Annotated in this window: 15 protein-coding genes; 5 read left to right on the top strand and 10 right to left on the bottom strand. The window is 61.1% G+C overall.

Annotated features, from left to right (window positions below; all coding sequences use genetic code 11):
- Positions 1 to 128 precede the first annotated feature (128 nt).
- Positions 129 to 2,945: an ATP-binding protein gene (locus ACP7A2_RS25235; protein ID WP_426136515.1), complete on the bottom strand. Its 2,817-nt coding sequence runs from the start codon at positions 2,943 to 2,945 to the stop codon at positions 129 to 131.
- An 819-nt stretch (positions 2,946 to 3,764) separates the two neighbouring features.
- Here ACP7A2_RS25235 and ACP7A2_RS25240 point away from each other — a divergent pair.
- On the top strand, positions 3,765 to 5,129 hold the full coding sequence (locus tag ACP7A2_RS25240; RefSeq protein ID WP_426136516.1) for an MFS transporter: 1,365 nt from the start codon (positions 3,765 to 3,767) through the stop codon (positions 5,127 to 5,129).
- 70 nt (positions 5,130 to 5,199) lie between these two features.
- Entirely contained in the window at positions 5,200 to 6,330 is a 1,131-nt protein-coding gene (locus ACP7A2_RS25245) for an MFS transporter (RefSeq protein WP_426136517.1), read from the top strand.
- A 52-nt stretch (positions 6,331 to 6,382) separates the two neighbouring features.
- Here the strand turns inward: ACP7A2_RS25245 and ACP7A2_RS25250 are convergent, their stop codons facing one another.
- Complete coding sequence (locus tag ACP7A2_RS25250; RefSeq protein ID WP_426136518.1) at positions 6,383 to 6,904, bottom strand: DUF3087 domain-containing protein; 522 nt, start codon at positions 6,902 to 6,904, stop codon at positions 6,383 to 6,385.
- Positions 6,905 to 7,022: 118 nt separating this feature from the next.
- On the opposite strand from ACP7A2_RS25250, the gene ACP7A2_RS25255 reads away from it, so the two are divergent.
- Positions 7,023 to 7,199 (top strand): hypothetical protein, encoded by a 177-nt coding sequence (locus tag ACP7A2_RS25255; RefSeq protein ID WP_348058452.1) that lies wholly within the window; start codon positions 7,023 to 7,025, stop codon positions 7,197 to 7,199.
- 13 nt (positions 7,200 to 7,212) lie between these two features.
- Positions 7,213 to 7,416: a DUF6021 family protein gene (locus ACP7A2_RS25260; RefSeq protein WP_426136520.1), complete on the top strand. Its 204-nt coding sequence runs from the start codon at positions 7,213 to 7,215 to the stop codon at positions 7,414 to 7,416.
- Between the two features lie 30 nt (positions 7,417 to 7,446).
- Here the strand turns inward: ACP7A2_RS25260 and ACP7A2_RS25265 are convergent, their stop codons facing one another.
- Positions 7,447 to 7,683, bottom strand: coding sequence for a DUF6555 family protein (locus ACP7A2_RS25265; protein ID WP_426136521.1), 237 nt, complete (start codon positions 7,681 to 7,683; stop codon positions 7,447 to 7,449).
- A 120-nt stretch (positions 7,684 to 7,803) separates the two neighbouring features.
- Between ACP7A2_RS25265 and ACP7A2_RS25270 the strand changes: the two genes are divergently transcribed.
- A complete protein-coding gene (locus ACP7A2_RS25270) occupies positions 7,804 to 8,637 on the top strand; it encodes an arylamine N-acetyltransferase family protein (protein ID WP_426136522.1) in 834 nt (277 codons plus the stop codon).
- Between the two features lie 274 nt (positions 8,638 to 8,911).
- Here ACP7A2_RS25270 and ACP7A2_RS25275 read toward each other — a convergent pair whose 3' ends face one another.
- From ACP7A2_RS25275 to nuoJ, 7 genes are all read right to left on the bottom strand, one after another.
- On the bottom strand, positions 8,912 to 9,226 hold the full coding sequence (locus ACP7A2_RS25275; protein ID WP_426136524.1) for a helix-turn-helix domain-containing protein: 315 nt from the start codon (positions 9,224 to 9,226) through the stop codon (positions 8,912 to 8,914).
- Positions 9,216 to 9,566 carry a toxin gene (locus tag ACP7A2_RS25280; RefSeq protein WP_426136525.1) on the bottom strand — a complete coding sequence of 117 codons (351 nt, stop codon included), beginning with the start codon at positions 9,564 to 9,566 and terminating at the stop codon, positions 9,216 to 9,218. Before ACP7A2_RS25280 ends, ACP7A2_RS25275 begins: the two co-directional genes overlap by 11 nt.
- 238 nt (positions 9,567 to 9,804) lie before the next feature.
- Entirely contained in the window at positions 9,805 to 11,268 is a 1,464-nt protein-coding gene (gene nuoN, locus ACP7A2_RS25285) for an NADH-quinone oxidoreductase subunit NuoN (RefSeq protein ID WP_348058460.1), read from the bottom strand.
- Positions 11,269 to 11,275: 7 nt separating this feature from the next.
- Complete coding sequence (nuoM, locus tag ACP7A2_RS25290; protein ID WP_375066717.1) at positions 11,276 to 12,808, bottom strand: NADH-quinone oxidoreductase subunit M; 1,533 nt, start codon at positions 12,806 to 12,808, stop codon at positions 11,276 to 11,278.
- 39 nt (positions 12,809 to 12,847) lie between these two features.
- Positions 12,848 to 14,701, bottom strand: coding sequence for an NADH-quinone oxidoreductase subunit L (gene nuoL, locus ACP7A2_RS25295; protein WP_426136526.1), 1,854 nt, complete (start codon positions 14,699 to 14,701; stop codon positions 12,848 to 12,850).
- On the bottom strand, positions 14,698 to 15,006 hold the full coding sequence (gene nuoK, locus ACP7A2_RS25300) for an NADH-quinone oxidoreductase subunit NuoK (RefSeq protein ID WP_003174727.1): 309 nt from the start codon (positions 15,004 to 15,006) through the stop codon (positions 14,698 to 14,700). The genes nuoL and nuoK overlap by 4 nt, the downstream gene beginning before the upstream one ends.
- 2 nt (positions 15,007 to 15,008) lie before the next feature.
- Positions 15,009 to 15,512 (bottom strand): NADH-quinone oxidoreductase subunit J, encoded by a 504-nt coding sequence (nuoJ, locus tag ACP7A2_RS25305; RefSeq protein ID WP_016974946.1) that lies wholly within the window; start codon positions 15,510 to 15,512, stop codon positions 15,009 to 15,011.
- Between the last annotated feature and the right edge of the window lie 67 nt (positions 15,513 to 15,579).

Consider the following 15,579-nt stretch of genomic DNA (forward strand, 5'->3'; position numbering starts at 1 on the left):
AGGCTTGAAACCGTGGGTAACCCGGCAGGACGCCGGGTTAGCCGTGCTGGGCCAAGGATGGCCCATCACGGCGGCCCGCTGTAAGAGCGGAACCGATTTCAGCCGTTACCCAAACAACGGATATGCCCTCAGCGATGCTGAAACCGAGGAAGCGAAGCAATCCTCAACTTGGGCTCCTGCAACCGCGCCAGATCCGTAGCAATCTGCGCCCGCCAAAAGTGCGCCCCCGCCAACTGCGCATCCACCCAGGCCTGACGCAACAACACCTTGGCCTTGTCCACCGACCCATAATGCCCCTGACGCAACGTCAGCTGCGCCTTGATCCGCAACATCTGCGGCACAAACCACCGCTCGTGTCGCCCAAGGGCCAATTGCAGCGTGTCTTCCAATACTTCAAGCGCCAGTTTCTCCAGGCCAAGGCGCGCCAAACCCAGCGCATATTCACACCGCAGCATGCTGTAGAGCTGGCTGTCACCCTGGCCCTGCAACTGGTGCAACGCCTCACCCAGTTGCGGTACGCCTTCCTCCGGCGACCCTTGGCGAATCAGCAAAATGCTTTCAAAGCACAGGCGAAATTGCCGCCATATATGCAGGTCCTGGCCAGTCGTGCTGTCTTGCAGCAGCCCCAGGTAATGGCGAGCTTTGGGCAGGTTCGAGGCCAGTAATGCAAGGGGAATGGCGCCCAGGCACAGGGTGTACCAGAGGGTCGCCGGATGATCGAGCGAGATGGCTTCATCCACGCAGTTGCCGATCAGGCGCAACGCTGGGTCGACGTCGCCCTCCAGCAGCAGGACCTTGGCCTTGAGGCAGCGCGCGGCGATGCGTTGGTCGAAATGCATGTCGATGATGTGCGAGCGAGGCGCCGACGGTGCGCCGAGGGCTTCATCGATATTCTGCCGGGCGCCGGCCAGGTCGCCCATATGGAACAAGGCCACGGCGCGCATGCGTTTGCCGAGCAATTGCTGGTTACCGCTGTTGCTCAGGGCGAGGTAACGCTCAGCCAGTTCCAGCGCTTCGGTGTATTGGTTGCAGCCGCAGCGGTCGGTCCACAAGCCCCACAACGCGCGCAATTTGTGCTCGGCGTCACCGAGGTCGCAGGCGTCTTCGCGCACCTGGCGCCAGGCTTCGCGCATCGGGCCGCCGGTGCCGTAGGTGAGCATCAGCACGCTGGCCAGGGCAGTCTGCAAGAGCATGCGCTGACGCACTGGCAACGGGGTCTCTGCGTCGCTCGCCAGGCCTTTATCGACCCACGTGCGGCACTCGCTGACCAGTGACAGGCGCAACCACAACGGTACGCCGCCCAGGGTCAGTTCAATGGCAACGGGCAGATTGCCCGTGGGCGAATAAGCCCACTCCAATGCCGAGCGGATGGTGTTGCTTTCGGGGCCGTAGAGGGCGATCCAGGTTTCCGGGGACAGGCCGTCGAGGGTATCGCCGGCTTCCTGCAATACGCCAAGGGCGTAGTGGGCGTGACGCTGCGCGGTGGAATTGGCCTCACCGTGCTCGTTGAGTTTTTCCAGTGCATACGCGCGGGTGGTTTCCAGCAGGCGATAGCGCTTGAGCAATTGCGATTCACCGGCGATCAGCAGCGATTTGTCCATCAGGCTTTCGAGCAAGGGCAGGGCGTTGCGCGGGTCGAGGGTGCTGCTGGCGGTCATGGCCTTGACCGCGTCGAGGGTGAAGGAGCCGGTGAATACTGCCAATTGGCGCAGCATCGCCTGCTCGTCGCCGCTGAGCATGCCATAGGTCCAGTCCAGGGTGGCACTGAGGGAGCGATGGCGGGCGAGGGCGGTGCGTCGGCCAGTCATTTGCAGGCGAAAGCTGCCGTCGAGCAGGCCGACCAGGTCCTGGATGCCAAAGGTGCGCACGCGCGCGGCGGCGATTTCGATGGCCAGCGCGTTACTGTCGAGTTTGCGGCAAATGGCGCAGACCGCCGTCACGTCGGCGTCGTTGAACACGAAGTCGGGGTCGAGGGCGCGTACGCGCTCCACAAACAGGCGCACGCCAGACCAGGCCAGGGCTTCGCAGGCGCTGAGGCTGGCGTCTTCGTCCGGCACTTGCAGCGGCGCCAGGTCGTGCACACGTTCGCCGTCGGCGCGCAGCGGTTCACGGCTGGTGGTCAGCACGCAGCAATGCGGTGCGCTGCGCAGCAGGGTTTCCACGGCGTCGGCGGTGGCAGGCAACACGTGTTCGCAGTTGTCGAGCACCAGCAGCAGGCGGCGCTCGGCCAGGGTTGCGGCAATGCTGTGCAGCGGGTCTTCGCTGATGGCCTGAATGCCTAGGGCGCTGGCGAGCATACGGGCGACCCATTGCCCGCCTGTGGCGGGGGCCATGTCAACGAAGCAGGTGTCGAGGTTGAACTCATTGGCCAGGTGATGCGCCACGGCCATGGCCACGGTGGTCTTGCCGATGCCGCCGGGGCCGGTGATGGTCACGAAGCGCTGGCTGATGACTTGGCCGGCAAGTTGGGCGATCAACGGGTCGCGGCCTATCACTTCGCCGGCAGGGGCCGGAAGGCTCGGTTCTTCAACCTTCGCAATGGGCAGCGGCACGCTCTCTTCGCCGACCGCCTGCACGGTGATTGGCGCCACAAAGCGATAACCCCTACCCGGCACGGTGACGATGTAGCTGAAGTTGCCATCGTCGCCCAGGGCCCTGCGCAGGGCGACGATCTGCGCCCGCAGGTTGCATTCCTCCACGACCACTTTGGGCCAGGCGAAGGCAATCAGTTCGGCTTTCTCCAGCAACTCGCCGGCACGGCTGACCAGGGCGATCAGCAGGTACAGGGCGCGGCTCCCCAGGGTGACGGGCTCGCCGTTGCGCAGCAACACGTGCTGGCGTGCCAGTAACAAAAAGGGGCCGAAGGCGATAGCGCTCTCGGCCAAGGCCAGGGTTGAGTGGTCTGCGTCCATACAGGACACAGCGTGGTGCTTGCTCGAGCTCATCAATTCGTCCTTTTTATAGTCGGGCTTGTTATTGGCGATCAGGCCATTCGCCCTTTTGGGTGCAGATGTGCAACAGCAGTCTTGGAAAGTTGATGTCGATCAAAGTGTCGAAGAGCCTGCCCTCCTTTGGGGCATGTCGTTTTTATTGGGGTAACGCGGATCAGTTTTCAGTGGATGAGACTGTCTCAAACCTGAAACATTTTATTACTAGAAACATGGATAAAGCAGAATGTATGCCAGTTGGCATGTAACAAACTTGATAACAACCGCATGAAATTTATGGTGATTTTTGTGGTCTTGGGAGGCCAGAACGGGTCGTCGTTCGGAAAGGCGAATATTTCCAATTGTGTCGTTCGGGATGCCGAATAAAACGGTGGTGATTTGACGTGGTTTTGTTGGCTGGGTACCGGACTGTAACCCCGCACCAGCCTGATGCACGTGCATGACGTTCTGTCGTGTTTGCGACACAAACCGGGTACATGTTCGGCGTTAATGCTGTGGTTGTTGCGTTGGTCGTGTTGGTCGAGTTGGGTTGGGTTGGGTTTTGGTGGCGAGCGGGCTTGCCCCGCGTTGGGCTGCGAAGCGGGCCCAGGCATTTGTCAGGAAAACTGAGGTGACTGGAATGGGAGCGCTGCGCACTCCAACGCGGGGCAAGCCCGCTCGCCACAACAAGCCCGTTCACCACAGCAGGCCTGATGACCAGAGGGGGAGGTGTGCACTCAGGCGAACATGAAAATATTGACAGTCAGGCAATAGGCCACTGAAAAAAATTTCGTCTGCCCGTACTCTAGTGGCCTTCGTTACCTGCGTGGATTGTTCATGTCTTCTGTTGCCGATGGGTTGCCCTCCAATAAACGCTGGCCTGCGGTGATCGCCCTGTCTTTGGGGATCGGCATGGCCACGCTGGACACGGCCATCGTCAACACGGCGCTGCCGACCCTGGCCGAAGGCATCGGCACCGATTCGGCCTCGGTGATCTGGGTGGTCAACGCCTACCAGTTGGCGATTATCGCCACGGTGCTGCCGTTTGCTTCCTTGAGTGACGTGCTGGGGCACCGTCGGGTGTACCTCGGCGGGTTGCTGCTGTTTATTGTCTCGTCACTGTTCTGCGGGCTGGCCGGGTCGCTGTTGACCCTGACGGCCGCGCGGGTCGCCCAAGGGCTTGGCGCGGCGGCACTGATGAGTGTCAACACGGCGTTGCTGCGGCATATCTACCCCTCGAAAATGCTTGGGCGGGGGCTTGGCTATAACTCGCTGGTGGTGGGGTTGGCGTTTACGCTCGGGCCGACCGCCGCGTCGGCGATCCTGTCGGTTGCGACCTGGCATTGGCTGTACCTGATCAATGTGCCGCTGGGGCTGTTGGCGCTGGGCCTGGGCGTGCGTGCGTTACCGGTACTGCCGATAACCGGGCATGCCTTTGACCGTCTCTCTGCTGTGCTGTGTGCCGGGTTGTTTGCGGCTCTGGTGTTGGGCCTGGGTACGGCGGTGCATGGTGCGCAAGGTGCGCTGACCCTCGGGCTGATCGCCGCAGCGCTGGTTTGCGGCGCGCTGTTGTTGCGCCGCGAGGCCGGTCACCCGGCGCCGATGCTCGCCGTAGACCTGTTCAAGCGCCCGGTGTTTGCGCTGTCTTCCCTCACTGCCATCTGCGCCTTCAGTGCTCAAGGGCTGGCGTTTGTGTCGTTGCCGTTCCTGTTGCAGGCAGTGCTGGGGCACAGCCAGGTGGAAACCGGTTTTCTGATGACGCCGTGGCCGGCAGTCGTTGCGGTCATGGCGCTGGTGGCGGGGCGCCTGGCGGATCGGGTGTCGCTGGGCATGTTGTGCGGCATCGGGCTGTTGATGCTCAGCATTGGCATGGCCGCGCTGGCGAGCCTGGGTAATGACGCCTCGGCCTTTGATATCGGCTGGCGCATGGCGCTGTGTGGCGCCGGGTTCGGTTTTTTCCAGTCGCCCAACCTCAAGGCCATCATGACCAGTGCGCCGTTGGCCCGCAGTGGCGGGGCCAGCGGCATCGTGGCGATTTCGCGCCTGTTGGGGCAGACGCTGGGGGCGTCGTTGGTGGCGTTCTGTTTCCACCTGTCGCTGGGCAGCGGCCCGGAGTACGCGTTGTGGCTGGGTTGCGGGTTCGCGCTGGTGGGCGCCGTGGCCAGTGTGTTGCGCCTGTTGCCCTACGGCAAAAAGGCGTGATTGATCGTTGTAAAACCTTGCTTGGGAAAGCTAACGTGGCGACCTGAGTATTTCGGGATGTTTCAGAATTATGTCCAGCCTGGCCCAACGCACCGCTGATGTTCGCTCCCGGCGCGCTGCACTGACCCTCGCTTTATGCCTGCCCAGTGACGTGCTGCTCTACCTCCTCCTGCCGATGGAATCCCAAGCCTTCGGCATCACCCTGGCCCAGGCCGGTGTGTTGCTGGCGGCCAACCGTCTGGTGCGGATTTTCGGCTACCGGCATGTGCTGAATTTCTATGCGCGCAACGGCGACCGGCTGACCTGCATGATCGCCGCTGGTGCCGCCATGGTGTGTGCGCTGGGCAACTCGCTGTTGTCGGGCTTCGCGGCCTTGCTCGGGCTGCGACTGATTTGGGGCCTGTGTTTCGCCGCGTTGAACCTCTCGACTCAAGTGTTGGCAACCTCCGAGCCTGAAGGGGCGGCGCGGCGGGCAGGGCGCTCTCGGGCCGTGATCGCCCTCGGGCCGATGTTGGCCCTGCCATTGGGTGGTTGGTTGACGTTATGGGCCGGGCCGCGACCTATTTTTGTGATTCTGGCCGGCTGTTGCCTGCTGGGCGTGTGGGCGGCGCGCGGTCTGCCAACGGCTGGCCATGATTTGCACACCGCCCCGGGCGGCCGCTTTAAATGGCCCGACAGTGTGGCGACCTGGTCGTTTATCGAAGGCGTGGCGCTGGACGGGCTGTTTATCTTTGGCTTGTCGATTCAGGCGCAAAAGATTCTCGGCGGTGACGCGGTGCTGATCGCCGGCGGTTTGATGGCCCTGCGCTACGCCTCTGAAATGCTCCTGAGCCCCTTGGGCGGGCGTGCCGCGCAGCATTTTGGCGCCACCTCGATGCTGCTGCTGTTTTCGTTTATGAGTGCCCTGGCCCTGACCGCGTTTGGCAGTTACTGGGTCATCGCCGGCGCCGCTGCGGTGCTGGTGCTGCGCGCGCTGCAACTGCCGCTGGTGACCACGCTGGTGGCCGAGCGCAATCCGGGTTCGATGCGTGTGTCGGCGCTGGCTTCCAACTCGGTGTGGCGGGACGTCGGCGCCGGCCTCGGGCCATTGCTCGCGGGTTTGTTGCTGCCGGTGGCCTCGGCGCCGTGGGTGTTTGGTATGGCTGGCGCGGCGATTGCCGTCAGCGCCGTATTTTGCTGGCGGGCGAAGGTTTCCAACTGATGGACATCAGGTCGCGTGTGCGCCATCAAGAAAACCTCGCAGGCGTGCTCGCTTAAACGCTTTTAAGGCTTTCCAGCCAGGCGGGGTCGAGCCGGGTTTGCTCGGTGTCGATCCCCAACGCCTGCATCTTCGCCTGGTGCGCCTCGATTTCGCCGACCAGTTGCGCCTGGGCACTGGAATTGGCATCCAGCGCATGCATTTGCGTCAATCCCAAATGATAGAAACGCAGCACCTTGATGGCGGTCGGGTCGTTGGCCTGCACCCCTTCGATGACCTTGTGCATCACATTGGTCACGCTCATCAGGCTGCGCTTGAGCTGCCAGCCATACACCGCCGGTGCGAACCACGGCTGGGTCCAGAACGGGCCACGCACCAGGGCAAGCGTGATCAACACCCCGGCAAACACGCCGCCGACATTAAAGCGAAAATTGTCACCGCCGGGCTCACCGAACAGCAGCACCGCCAGGCTCGACAGCAGCATGGCCAGGGCCACGAACAGTGCGGCGACGATGAGGGTGCTGCGGCGGGTCTGTTGGCGAAAGGTGACGGGGTCACAGGGTTTGAGCTCGAACATCCGGGTCTGGTCTCAGCGTGGGGCGGGGTGGCATCTTCGCATGCTTGGGGCAATCAAGTTGAACGATGGCTCACGGCGGTTTCTCTAAATCTGTGTAGACCCATTGAGGTGAACCATCATGAGTGAATACAAGCAGCCGCCGCCCGGCACCCCGAATCCTGACCGCACACCCGGTGAAGAGGAGCGCGACAATGATGCGTTGCGCCCCAATGACCCGGCAGAGCGTCATGACGATGATGTGGAACGGGTCGAGGAAGACCTGGAAAACCTGCACGACAAAGCCCGCCCGTTGTAACGAGGAGATCGCCGTGAGTAATCCACCAGAAGGCCCGCGTTCAGGCGAGCATGGCAGCGTGAAGGAAGAACTGGGCTTCGACCCGGATTCACCGGATGTGGCCGACCCGCAAGTCGACCCCATCGGTGCTGCTATCGCGCCGCTGGATAAGGATAAGGATAAAGATGAGAAAGAAAAAAAGCCGCCCTACGATCCGTTGGGCGACTTAAAGAAATGATCTGAGCCCCGCCTATGTGCGGGGCTTTGTTTATTTGGGTGCAAGCCAGGTGACGTCGGTAATACCGAACTTCTCCGCCCAGGGCCGAGTGGTTTTCTTCACTTGTTCGTGACCCACGCGGCCGATACGGCTGACGTGCGCAATGTCGGCGTCAACGGCCGCCCAGTGCCAGGCTTCGGCGTTATTCATCACTTCGGCGCGCACCACAAATGTTTTTGGTTGACCGTGCAGCTGATAGTTAATGGTGTAGATTTTTGCGGTACTCATGTTGCCTCCCTGTCTTGTTATAGATGGATAGGTTGGCGCTTAAAAAGGTTCATTCAAAATGACAAATCCCCGGCAAGCGCGGCATAGTCACGTTCTCGCCACGCGCCCAAGGATCGCGTCATGTCTGGTCTGACCCATACTCAGCTGTACCTGCAACGCCTGGGCTTCGACTCGCCGCCACCGCCGACCCTGCAAACCCTGCAGGAATTGCAGTTGCGCCATGTGTGCACGTTCGCGTTTGAAAGCCTGTCGACCTTGCTGCATGCGCCGGTGCCGATCGACTTGCCCAGCCTTGAACAAAAAGTGCTGTTCGATGGGCGCGGTGGTTATTGCTTCGAACTGAATCACCTGTTTCTGGCGCTGTTGCAGGCGTTGGGTTTCGACGCCCGCGGTCTTACCGGTTGGGTGGTAATGGGTGGGCCGCCGGATGCGCGCACCGGGCGTACCCATCGGCTGAGCCTGGTGACGCTGGACGGCGTGCGGTACGTCAGCGATGTCGGCTTCGGCGGCATGGTGCCGAGCAGCCCGTTGCGACTGGACACGCATGCGCCCCAGGCCACGGCCCACGAACCGTATCGGCTGACCTTCAACGAAGGCACTTACACCTTGTGGGCTCAAGTGGGCGAGGAATGGCGTGGCTTGTATGTGTTCGACCTGCAGCCCCAGGCAGACATCGACTATGTAATCGGCAACTGGTACGTGTCCACGCACCCGGCCTCACCCTTTGTCGGCCACTTGAAGGCTGCGCTGTTGGCGCCCGGTAAACGGCATACCTTGAACGGTGCCAGCTACGCGACTCACTACCTGGACCGGCCGAGTGAAAAGCGTGTCATCGAGAGTGCCGACGAGTTGCTGGCCTTGCTGCAAGCTACGTTTGGCATTCGCCTGCGGACGCATCCGTGCCTTCGCCAGACACTCGATGCCTTGGTAGTGGCTAATGTCCAGGAACGTTGAGTCAGAGGCTTCGGCAAGTCTTTTTCCAGGGTTATGCAGAGTGGTTCGAATCTTTTGTGCACGGTAGGCCGCTGTGGCGAGCGGGCTTGCCCCGCGTTGGGCTGCGTAGCGGCCCCAAAAAGAGCGGGAGCGCTGCGCACTCCAACGCGGGGCAAGCCCGCTCGCCACAGTAAGCCCGCTGGCCAAAACAAGCCCGCTGCCAGCATAAGTCCAGCTCACCACAGAAAGCCCAGCTCACCACCGGAAAGCCCACTCACAACTCGTGCATTGTTTTTCAGCTCAAGGCTGCCAGTTGCGCAACGGTTTCCGGAAACCGCGCCACCAGCCGGATCAAGGTGACGGCCTGGGCATTGGGTTTGGCGCGGCCTTGCTCCCAGTTCTCCAGGGTGCGCGTATTGGTGCGCAGGTACATGGCGAACACCGACCGCGAGAGGTTGAGTTGCTGGCGCACCGCGACGACTTCCTCGGCGGTGAGTGGCTCCAGTTTGTTGAGATGAACCTTGTGGGTCCGCAGGGTGATTTTGCCTTGGCGTGCGTCCGCCAGGGCGTCGAAGCCTTCGACCAGCTCGGAAAAGATTTCACGTTTCATGGTGTGTTCTCGCTTTGATTTCCCTGTCCAGCATGTGTTTAAGCGCTTTTTTGTGGTGTGGCGCCATGTCGTCCTGTTCATGCTTGCCGTACAGGGTGAATAACCAGAACTGCGTGCCGCCTGACCACCAGTAGTAAATGACCCGCAGGCCACCGCGCTTGCCTTTGTTTCGTCGTTCATCGACGAAGCGAACCTTTCGCAGCCCGCCTGTTCCTTCGATCACGTCGCCAGCTTCCGGGTTTTTCATCAGCTCCTGCTGAAAACCGTGGAAAAGCTCGTCGCTCAGATAGTCCTTGCGATGCCGCTCGAAGGCCGGCAGTTCAATAAATAGAGCATCCATGTTCTGTACGTAGCCTGCGTATAGTTTGTGAGCCCACGCACCTGAGGTCAAGTGACCGTGTTGTGGGAACTTTCCTAAAACGCAAACACCATATGGCGGCCTTCATCGGGTGGATGCCAGATAAGGCGGCAGACCGAGGAGGAGATTTCCGTGAGTCGGGGAGGGTAAAAGCAGCGACCGTATAAACGCAAAACGGCGCCCGAGGGCGCCGTTCTGTTTACTACGTTTTGCTAAGCGATCAAACGCCCAACACCGCGTGCTGCACCAGGGTGAGCAACGGTTGTGGGTACACACCCAGGAAGAACGCGAGCAGGGCGATCGCCAGCAGCATTACGCCGCCAGCTTTCTGTTCCCAGTGCAACTCGGCATCCACACGGCGCAGGTTTGGCTCGATCAGGTACAGGGTCACCATCACGCGCAGGTAGTAGAACACGCCAATGGCGCTACCCAGCACCAGGGACGCAACCAACCACCATTCGTGGGCTTCAACACCGGTAGCGACGATGTAGAACTTGCCGATAAAGCCTGCCGTCAGCGGAATACCTGCCAGGGACAGCATCATCACGGTGAGTACGGCGGTCAGGTACGGACGGCGCCAGAACAGGCCGCGGTACTCGTACAGGGCATCGGCGTCGCGGCCTTTGAACGGCGAGGACATCAGCGTGATCACGCCAAACGCGCCAAGGCTGGTGATGACGTAGGTGACCAGGTACACGCCCATGGCTTCCACGGCCAGGCCTTTGCTCGCCACCAGGGCGATCAGCAGGTAGCCGAAGTGAGCGATGGAGGAATAACCCAGCAGACGCTTGAGGTTGTTCTGGGTCAGGGCCAGCAGGTTACCGAACAGGATCGACGCAATCGCGATCACCGTCAGCACGTCGCTCAGCACGCCGGTGTTGGCGGCAGGCGAGATCTGGAACAGACGCACCATTACCGCAAACACAGCCACTTTCGACGCAGTCGCCAGGAACGCGGCGACTGGCGCCGGGGCGCCTTCGTACACGTCCGGGGTCCACAGGTGGAACGGCACCAGAGACAGCTTGAACGCCAGGCCGATCAGCATCATGGCCAGGCCCAGTTGGGCGATGGGCGCAGGCATGCCGGTAGCCGCCAGGGCGTGACCGATACCGGTGAAGCTCAGGCTGCCGGCTTCTGCGTAGAGCAGGGCCATACCAAACAACAGGAACGCGGAACCGGCAGCCGACAGCACCATGTACTTGATGCCGGCTTCCAGCGAGCGCTTGTTGAAGAAGGCATAAGCCACCAGGCCGTAGGTCGGGATCGACAGCAGTTCCAGGCCGATAAACAAACCGGCCAGGTGCTGTGCGCTGACCAGCACGATACCGCCGGCCGCAGCCAGCAGGATCAGCAGGTACAGCTCTTCCTTGTTGCCGGGGTAGCCGGTACCGCCTTCGCCGAGGTAGGCGTGGGCGAGGGTGACGCAGGCCAGTGTTGCCACGAGGATCAACGCGATGTACAGCAGCGCGAAGTCATCAATCATCATCAATGGCGTAACCGCCAGTGGCGCGACCTTGAGGGCCGGAATGATCGACAGCAGGGCCAGGTTCAAACCGGCACACGACAGCAGGAACGTTTGTGAGTGATTGCGGCGCCAGGCGATTGCCAGCATCACCGCCACAACGGTGAGGCTGGTAATCAGCAGCGGCGCAAGCGCGATAAAGTGTTGGATCGTGAATTCCATAGCGCTCTTACCGGGCCGAAGCGAGTTGAGAGAAGGCGGTGCCGAACCACTGCTGCACGCCATGCATCGTCGCGGCAGAAGTGTCCAGGAACGGTTGCGGGTACACGCCGATGTAGATCAGCAGTACCGCAAGGCCGAGCACCATGATCAGTTCGCGAGCATCCATCCCTTGCAGGACGGTGTCGGACTTGGCCGGGCCGAAGTAGGCGCGGTGGATCATGATCAGCGAGTAAACCGAACCAAACACCAGGCCGGAGGTAGCAATGGCACTGATCCACGGTGTTTGCACGAAGGCACCCATCAGGATCAGGAACTCGCCGATGAAGTTACCGGTGCCCGGCAAGCCCAGGGATGCGGCGGCGAAGAACAGGCTGATGGCTGGCAGGTACGCGATGCGCGACCACACGCCACCCATTTCACGCATGTCACGGGTGTGCAGACGCTCGTACAACTGACCACTCAGGATAAACAGGGCCGCAGCCGAAACACCGTGGGCCAACATCTGGATCACGGCGCCTTGCAACGCCAACTGGCTGCCGGAGTAGATGCCGATCAGTACGAAACCCATGTGGGAAACGGACGAGAAGGCGATCAGACGCTTGATGTCGGTTTGCGCGAACGCCAGGAACGCACCGTAGAAGATCCCGATCAGACCCAGGGTCATGGCGATCGGCGCGAACTCGGCCGAGGCGTTCGGGAACAGCGGCAGGGCGAAACGCAACAAACCATACGCAGCGGTCTTCAACAGGATACCGGCTAAGTCGACCGAACCCGCTGTTGGCGCCTGGGCGTGAGCATCCGGCAGCCAGGAGTGGAACGGTACGACTGGCAGCTTCACCGCGAAGGCGATGAAGAAACCGAGCATCAGGATGTACTCAGTGGTGAGCGACATCTTGGTTTTCAGCAGGTCGGCGTAGTTGAACGTGATCACGCCGGTGCTGTTGAAGTTGACCAGTACCAGGCCGACGATCGCCACCAACATGATCAGGCCGGAAGCCTGAGTGAAGATGAAGAACTTGGTCGCCGCGTAGATCCGGGTTTTCTTGCCGTCCGAAGAACTGTGACCCCAGAGCGCGATGAGGAAGTACATCGGCACCAGCATCATTTCCCAGAAGAAGAAGAACATGAACAGGTCCAGCGCAAGGAACACGCCGACTACGCCGCCCAAAATCCACATCAGGTTCAGGTGGAAGAAGCCCACGTGACGCTGAATTTCTTTCCAGGAGCAGAGTACCGAGAGGATACCCAGCAGGCCGGTCAGCAGGATCATCAACAGCGACAGGCCGTCGAGGGCCAGGTGCACGTTGATGCCGAAGCGCTCGATCCACACGTGCTTGAATTCAAGCGCGAAAGTGGGATCGGCACCCGGTGCCGGAGCGAATGAATAGTCGCCATGGGCCCACAGCCAGAGGCCGAGTGCGAGTTCCAGGGACATGGTCAGCAACGCAATCCAGCGGGGCAGGGTGGCGCCGAAGCGTTCACCCATCCAGCAGAGCAGGCCGCCGATAAAGGGGATCAGGATTAGCCAGGGCAGAATCATGACGGGCTCGTTTCCTTTCGCAAGTTCGCAAAGTTCATATCAGACTGCTACCACTACGATGGCGCCGATCACCAGCACGGCACCCACGGCCATGGAAGCTGCATACCAGCGCAATTGGCCGGTCTCGCTGCGGCTCAAGGCGGTGTGACCGGCCTTGGCGGCACGCGGGATCAAACCGATGGTCTGGTCGAGCGGGTCTTTGCGCAGTACATGGCTGATGGCAAGGTAGGGTTTGACGAACAGTTTGTCGTAGATCCAGTCGAAGCCCCAGGCAGCGAACCACCAGGCCGAAAGGAAGCGGCCGATGCCGCTGTTGGCAACACCCGTAACGAAGCGACGTTTGCCGAGGAACAGCAGCGCTGCCAGCAGGATCCCGGCCAGGGCAATGGCACCCGAGGCGATTTCCAGGCTGTGCTTGTCTGCGCCACCGGCTTGACCGACGCTCTCCGGCAGCACGCCAGCCAGTGGTGGAGTGATCATGGCGCCAATGAAGGTCGACAGGATGATCAGCACCGACAATGGCAACCAGTGCGAGATGCCATGGCCTGCGTGCGCTTCGGTCTTGGCTTCACCGTGGAACGTGATGAAGATCAAACGGAAGGTGTACAGCGAGGTCATGAACGCGCCCACCAGCCCTGCGTAGAGCAGGTTCTGGTTACCGCTGGCAAAAGCTTCCCAGAGGATTTCGTCCTTGGAGTAGAAACCTGCGGTCACCAACGGCAAGGCTGCCAGCGCGGCACCACCGACGATGAAGCTGGCGTAGGCCAGCGGCAGTTTTTTCCACAGGCCGCCCATCTTGAAGATGTTCTGCTCGTGGTGGCAGGCAACGATCACCGCACCGGAAGCGAGGAACAGCAGGGCCTTGAAGAAGGCGTGGGTCATCAGGTGGAAGATCGCCGCGTCCCAGGCGCCAACGCCCAGGGCCAGGAACATGTAGCCGATCTGGCTCATGGTCGAGTAGGCGAGGATACGCTTGATGTCGGTCTGCACCAGCGCGGCAAAGCCGGCCAGCACCAGGGTCACGCCACCGACGATGCCTACAAGGTGCAGGATGTCCGGAGCCAGGGTGAACAGGCCGTGGGTCCGTGCGATCAGGTAGACACCGGCGGTTACCATGGTTGCCGCGTGAATCAGTGCGGAAACCGGGGTAGGGCCGGCCATCGCATCCGCCAGCCAGGTTTGCAGTGGCAGTTGCGCCGATTTACCAACAGCGCCGCCCAGCAGCATCAGCGTGGCCAGGGTGATCCAGAAGTCGCCGACCTGGAATTTCTGCGGTGCCAGCACCAGCAGTTCCTGGATGTTCAGCGTGCCCACCTGTTGGAACAGGATGAACAGGCCGATGGCCATGAACACGTCGCCGATGCGGGTGACGATAAAGGCCTTGAGTGCCGCGTTACCGTTGTTGCGGTTGCTGTAGTAGAAACCGATCAACAGGTAGGAGCACAGGCCCACGCCTTCCCAGCCGAAGTACAGGAACAACAGGTTATCGCCGAGCACCAGAAACAGCATGCTCGCGATAAACAGGTTGGTGTAGGCGAAGAAGCGCGAGTAACCGGCCTCACCGCGCATGTACCAGGACGCGAACAGGTGGATCAGGAAGCCCACACCGACGACCACGCCAAGCATGGTGATCGACAGGCCGTCGACGTAGAGGGCGAAGTTGGGCTTGAAGCCCTCCACCGACATCCACTGCCACAGCACCAGGGTGTAGTGACCGCCTTCCGGTGGCGCCACGTTGAATTGCCAGATGACGTAGGCGGCGACAATCGCCGACAGGCCAATCGAGCCGACGCCGATCAGCGCCGAGAGGTTTTCCGAGAAGCGGCCGCGAGAGAACGACAGCAGCAGGAAACCGATCAGGGGAAATACGAAAGTCAGAAAGATCATGTTCATCCGCGCATCTCACTGGCAGCGTCGATATCAAGCGTGTGAAAGCGACGATACAGTTGCAGCAGGATCGCCAGGCCAATACTGGCCTCGGCGGCTGCCAGGCTGATCACCAGGATGAACATGACTTGTCCATCCGGCTGGCCCCAACGTGCACCCGCCACAATAAATGCCAGTGCCGCGGCGTTCATCATGATTTCCAGGCTCATCAACACGAACAAAATGTTACGGCGAACCATCAGGCCGACCAGGCCAAGGCAGAACAGGATGCCGGCGACCGCCAGACCATGCTCCAAAGGGATAGCAGGCATCGTCATTGCTCCTTGGCTTCGTTGCGGCCCAAGTGGAAGGCGGTGATGGCTGCAGCGAGCAGCAGCATCGAAGCCAGTTCGACCACCAGCAGGTACGGGCCGAACAGGCTGATGCCCACGGCCTTCGCATCTACGGTGGTGTGGCCGATGGCCTGGCCGCTCTGGTGAGCGAACAGCACATACAGCAGTTCACCCAGCAGCAGAGCTGCAAGGATGACTGGACCGAGCCAGATGCCGGGCTTGAGCCAGACGCGTTCCTGGGCGACCGAAGCTGGCCCCAGGTTAAGCATCATCACCACAAACACGAACAGCACCATGATGGCGCCGGCGTAGGCGATCACTTCCAGCACACCGGCGAACGGTGCGCCGAGAGCGAAAAAGGTCATGGCCACGGCGATCAACGAAATGATCAGGTAGAGCAGGGCGTGCACGGGGTTGGTGTTGGTGATCACGCGAAGCGTGGACACCACTGCAATACCGGACGCGAAATAGAAAGCGAATTCCATCTTTCTTCCTTAAGGCAGCAAGCTCTTCACGTTGATCGGCTCGGCTTCGTTTTGTGCGGCGCCTTTG

It is taken from the genome of Pseudomonas sp. PWP3-1b2, from assembly GCF_049896045.1.
Lineage (GTDB): Bacteria > Pseudomonadota > Gammaproteobacteria > Pseudomonadales > Pseudomonadaceae > Aquipseudomonas > Aquipseudomonas antarctica_B.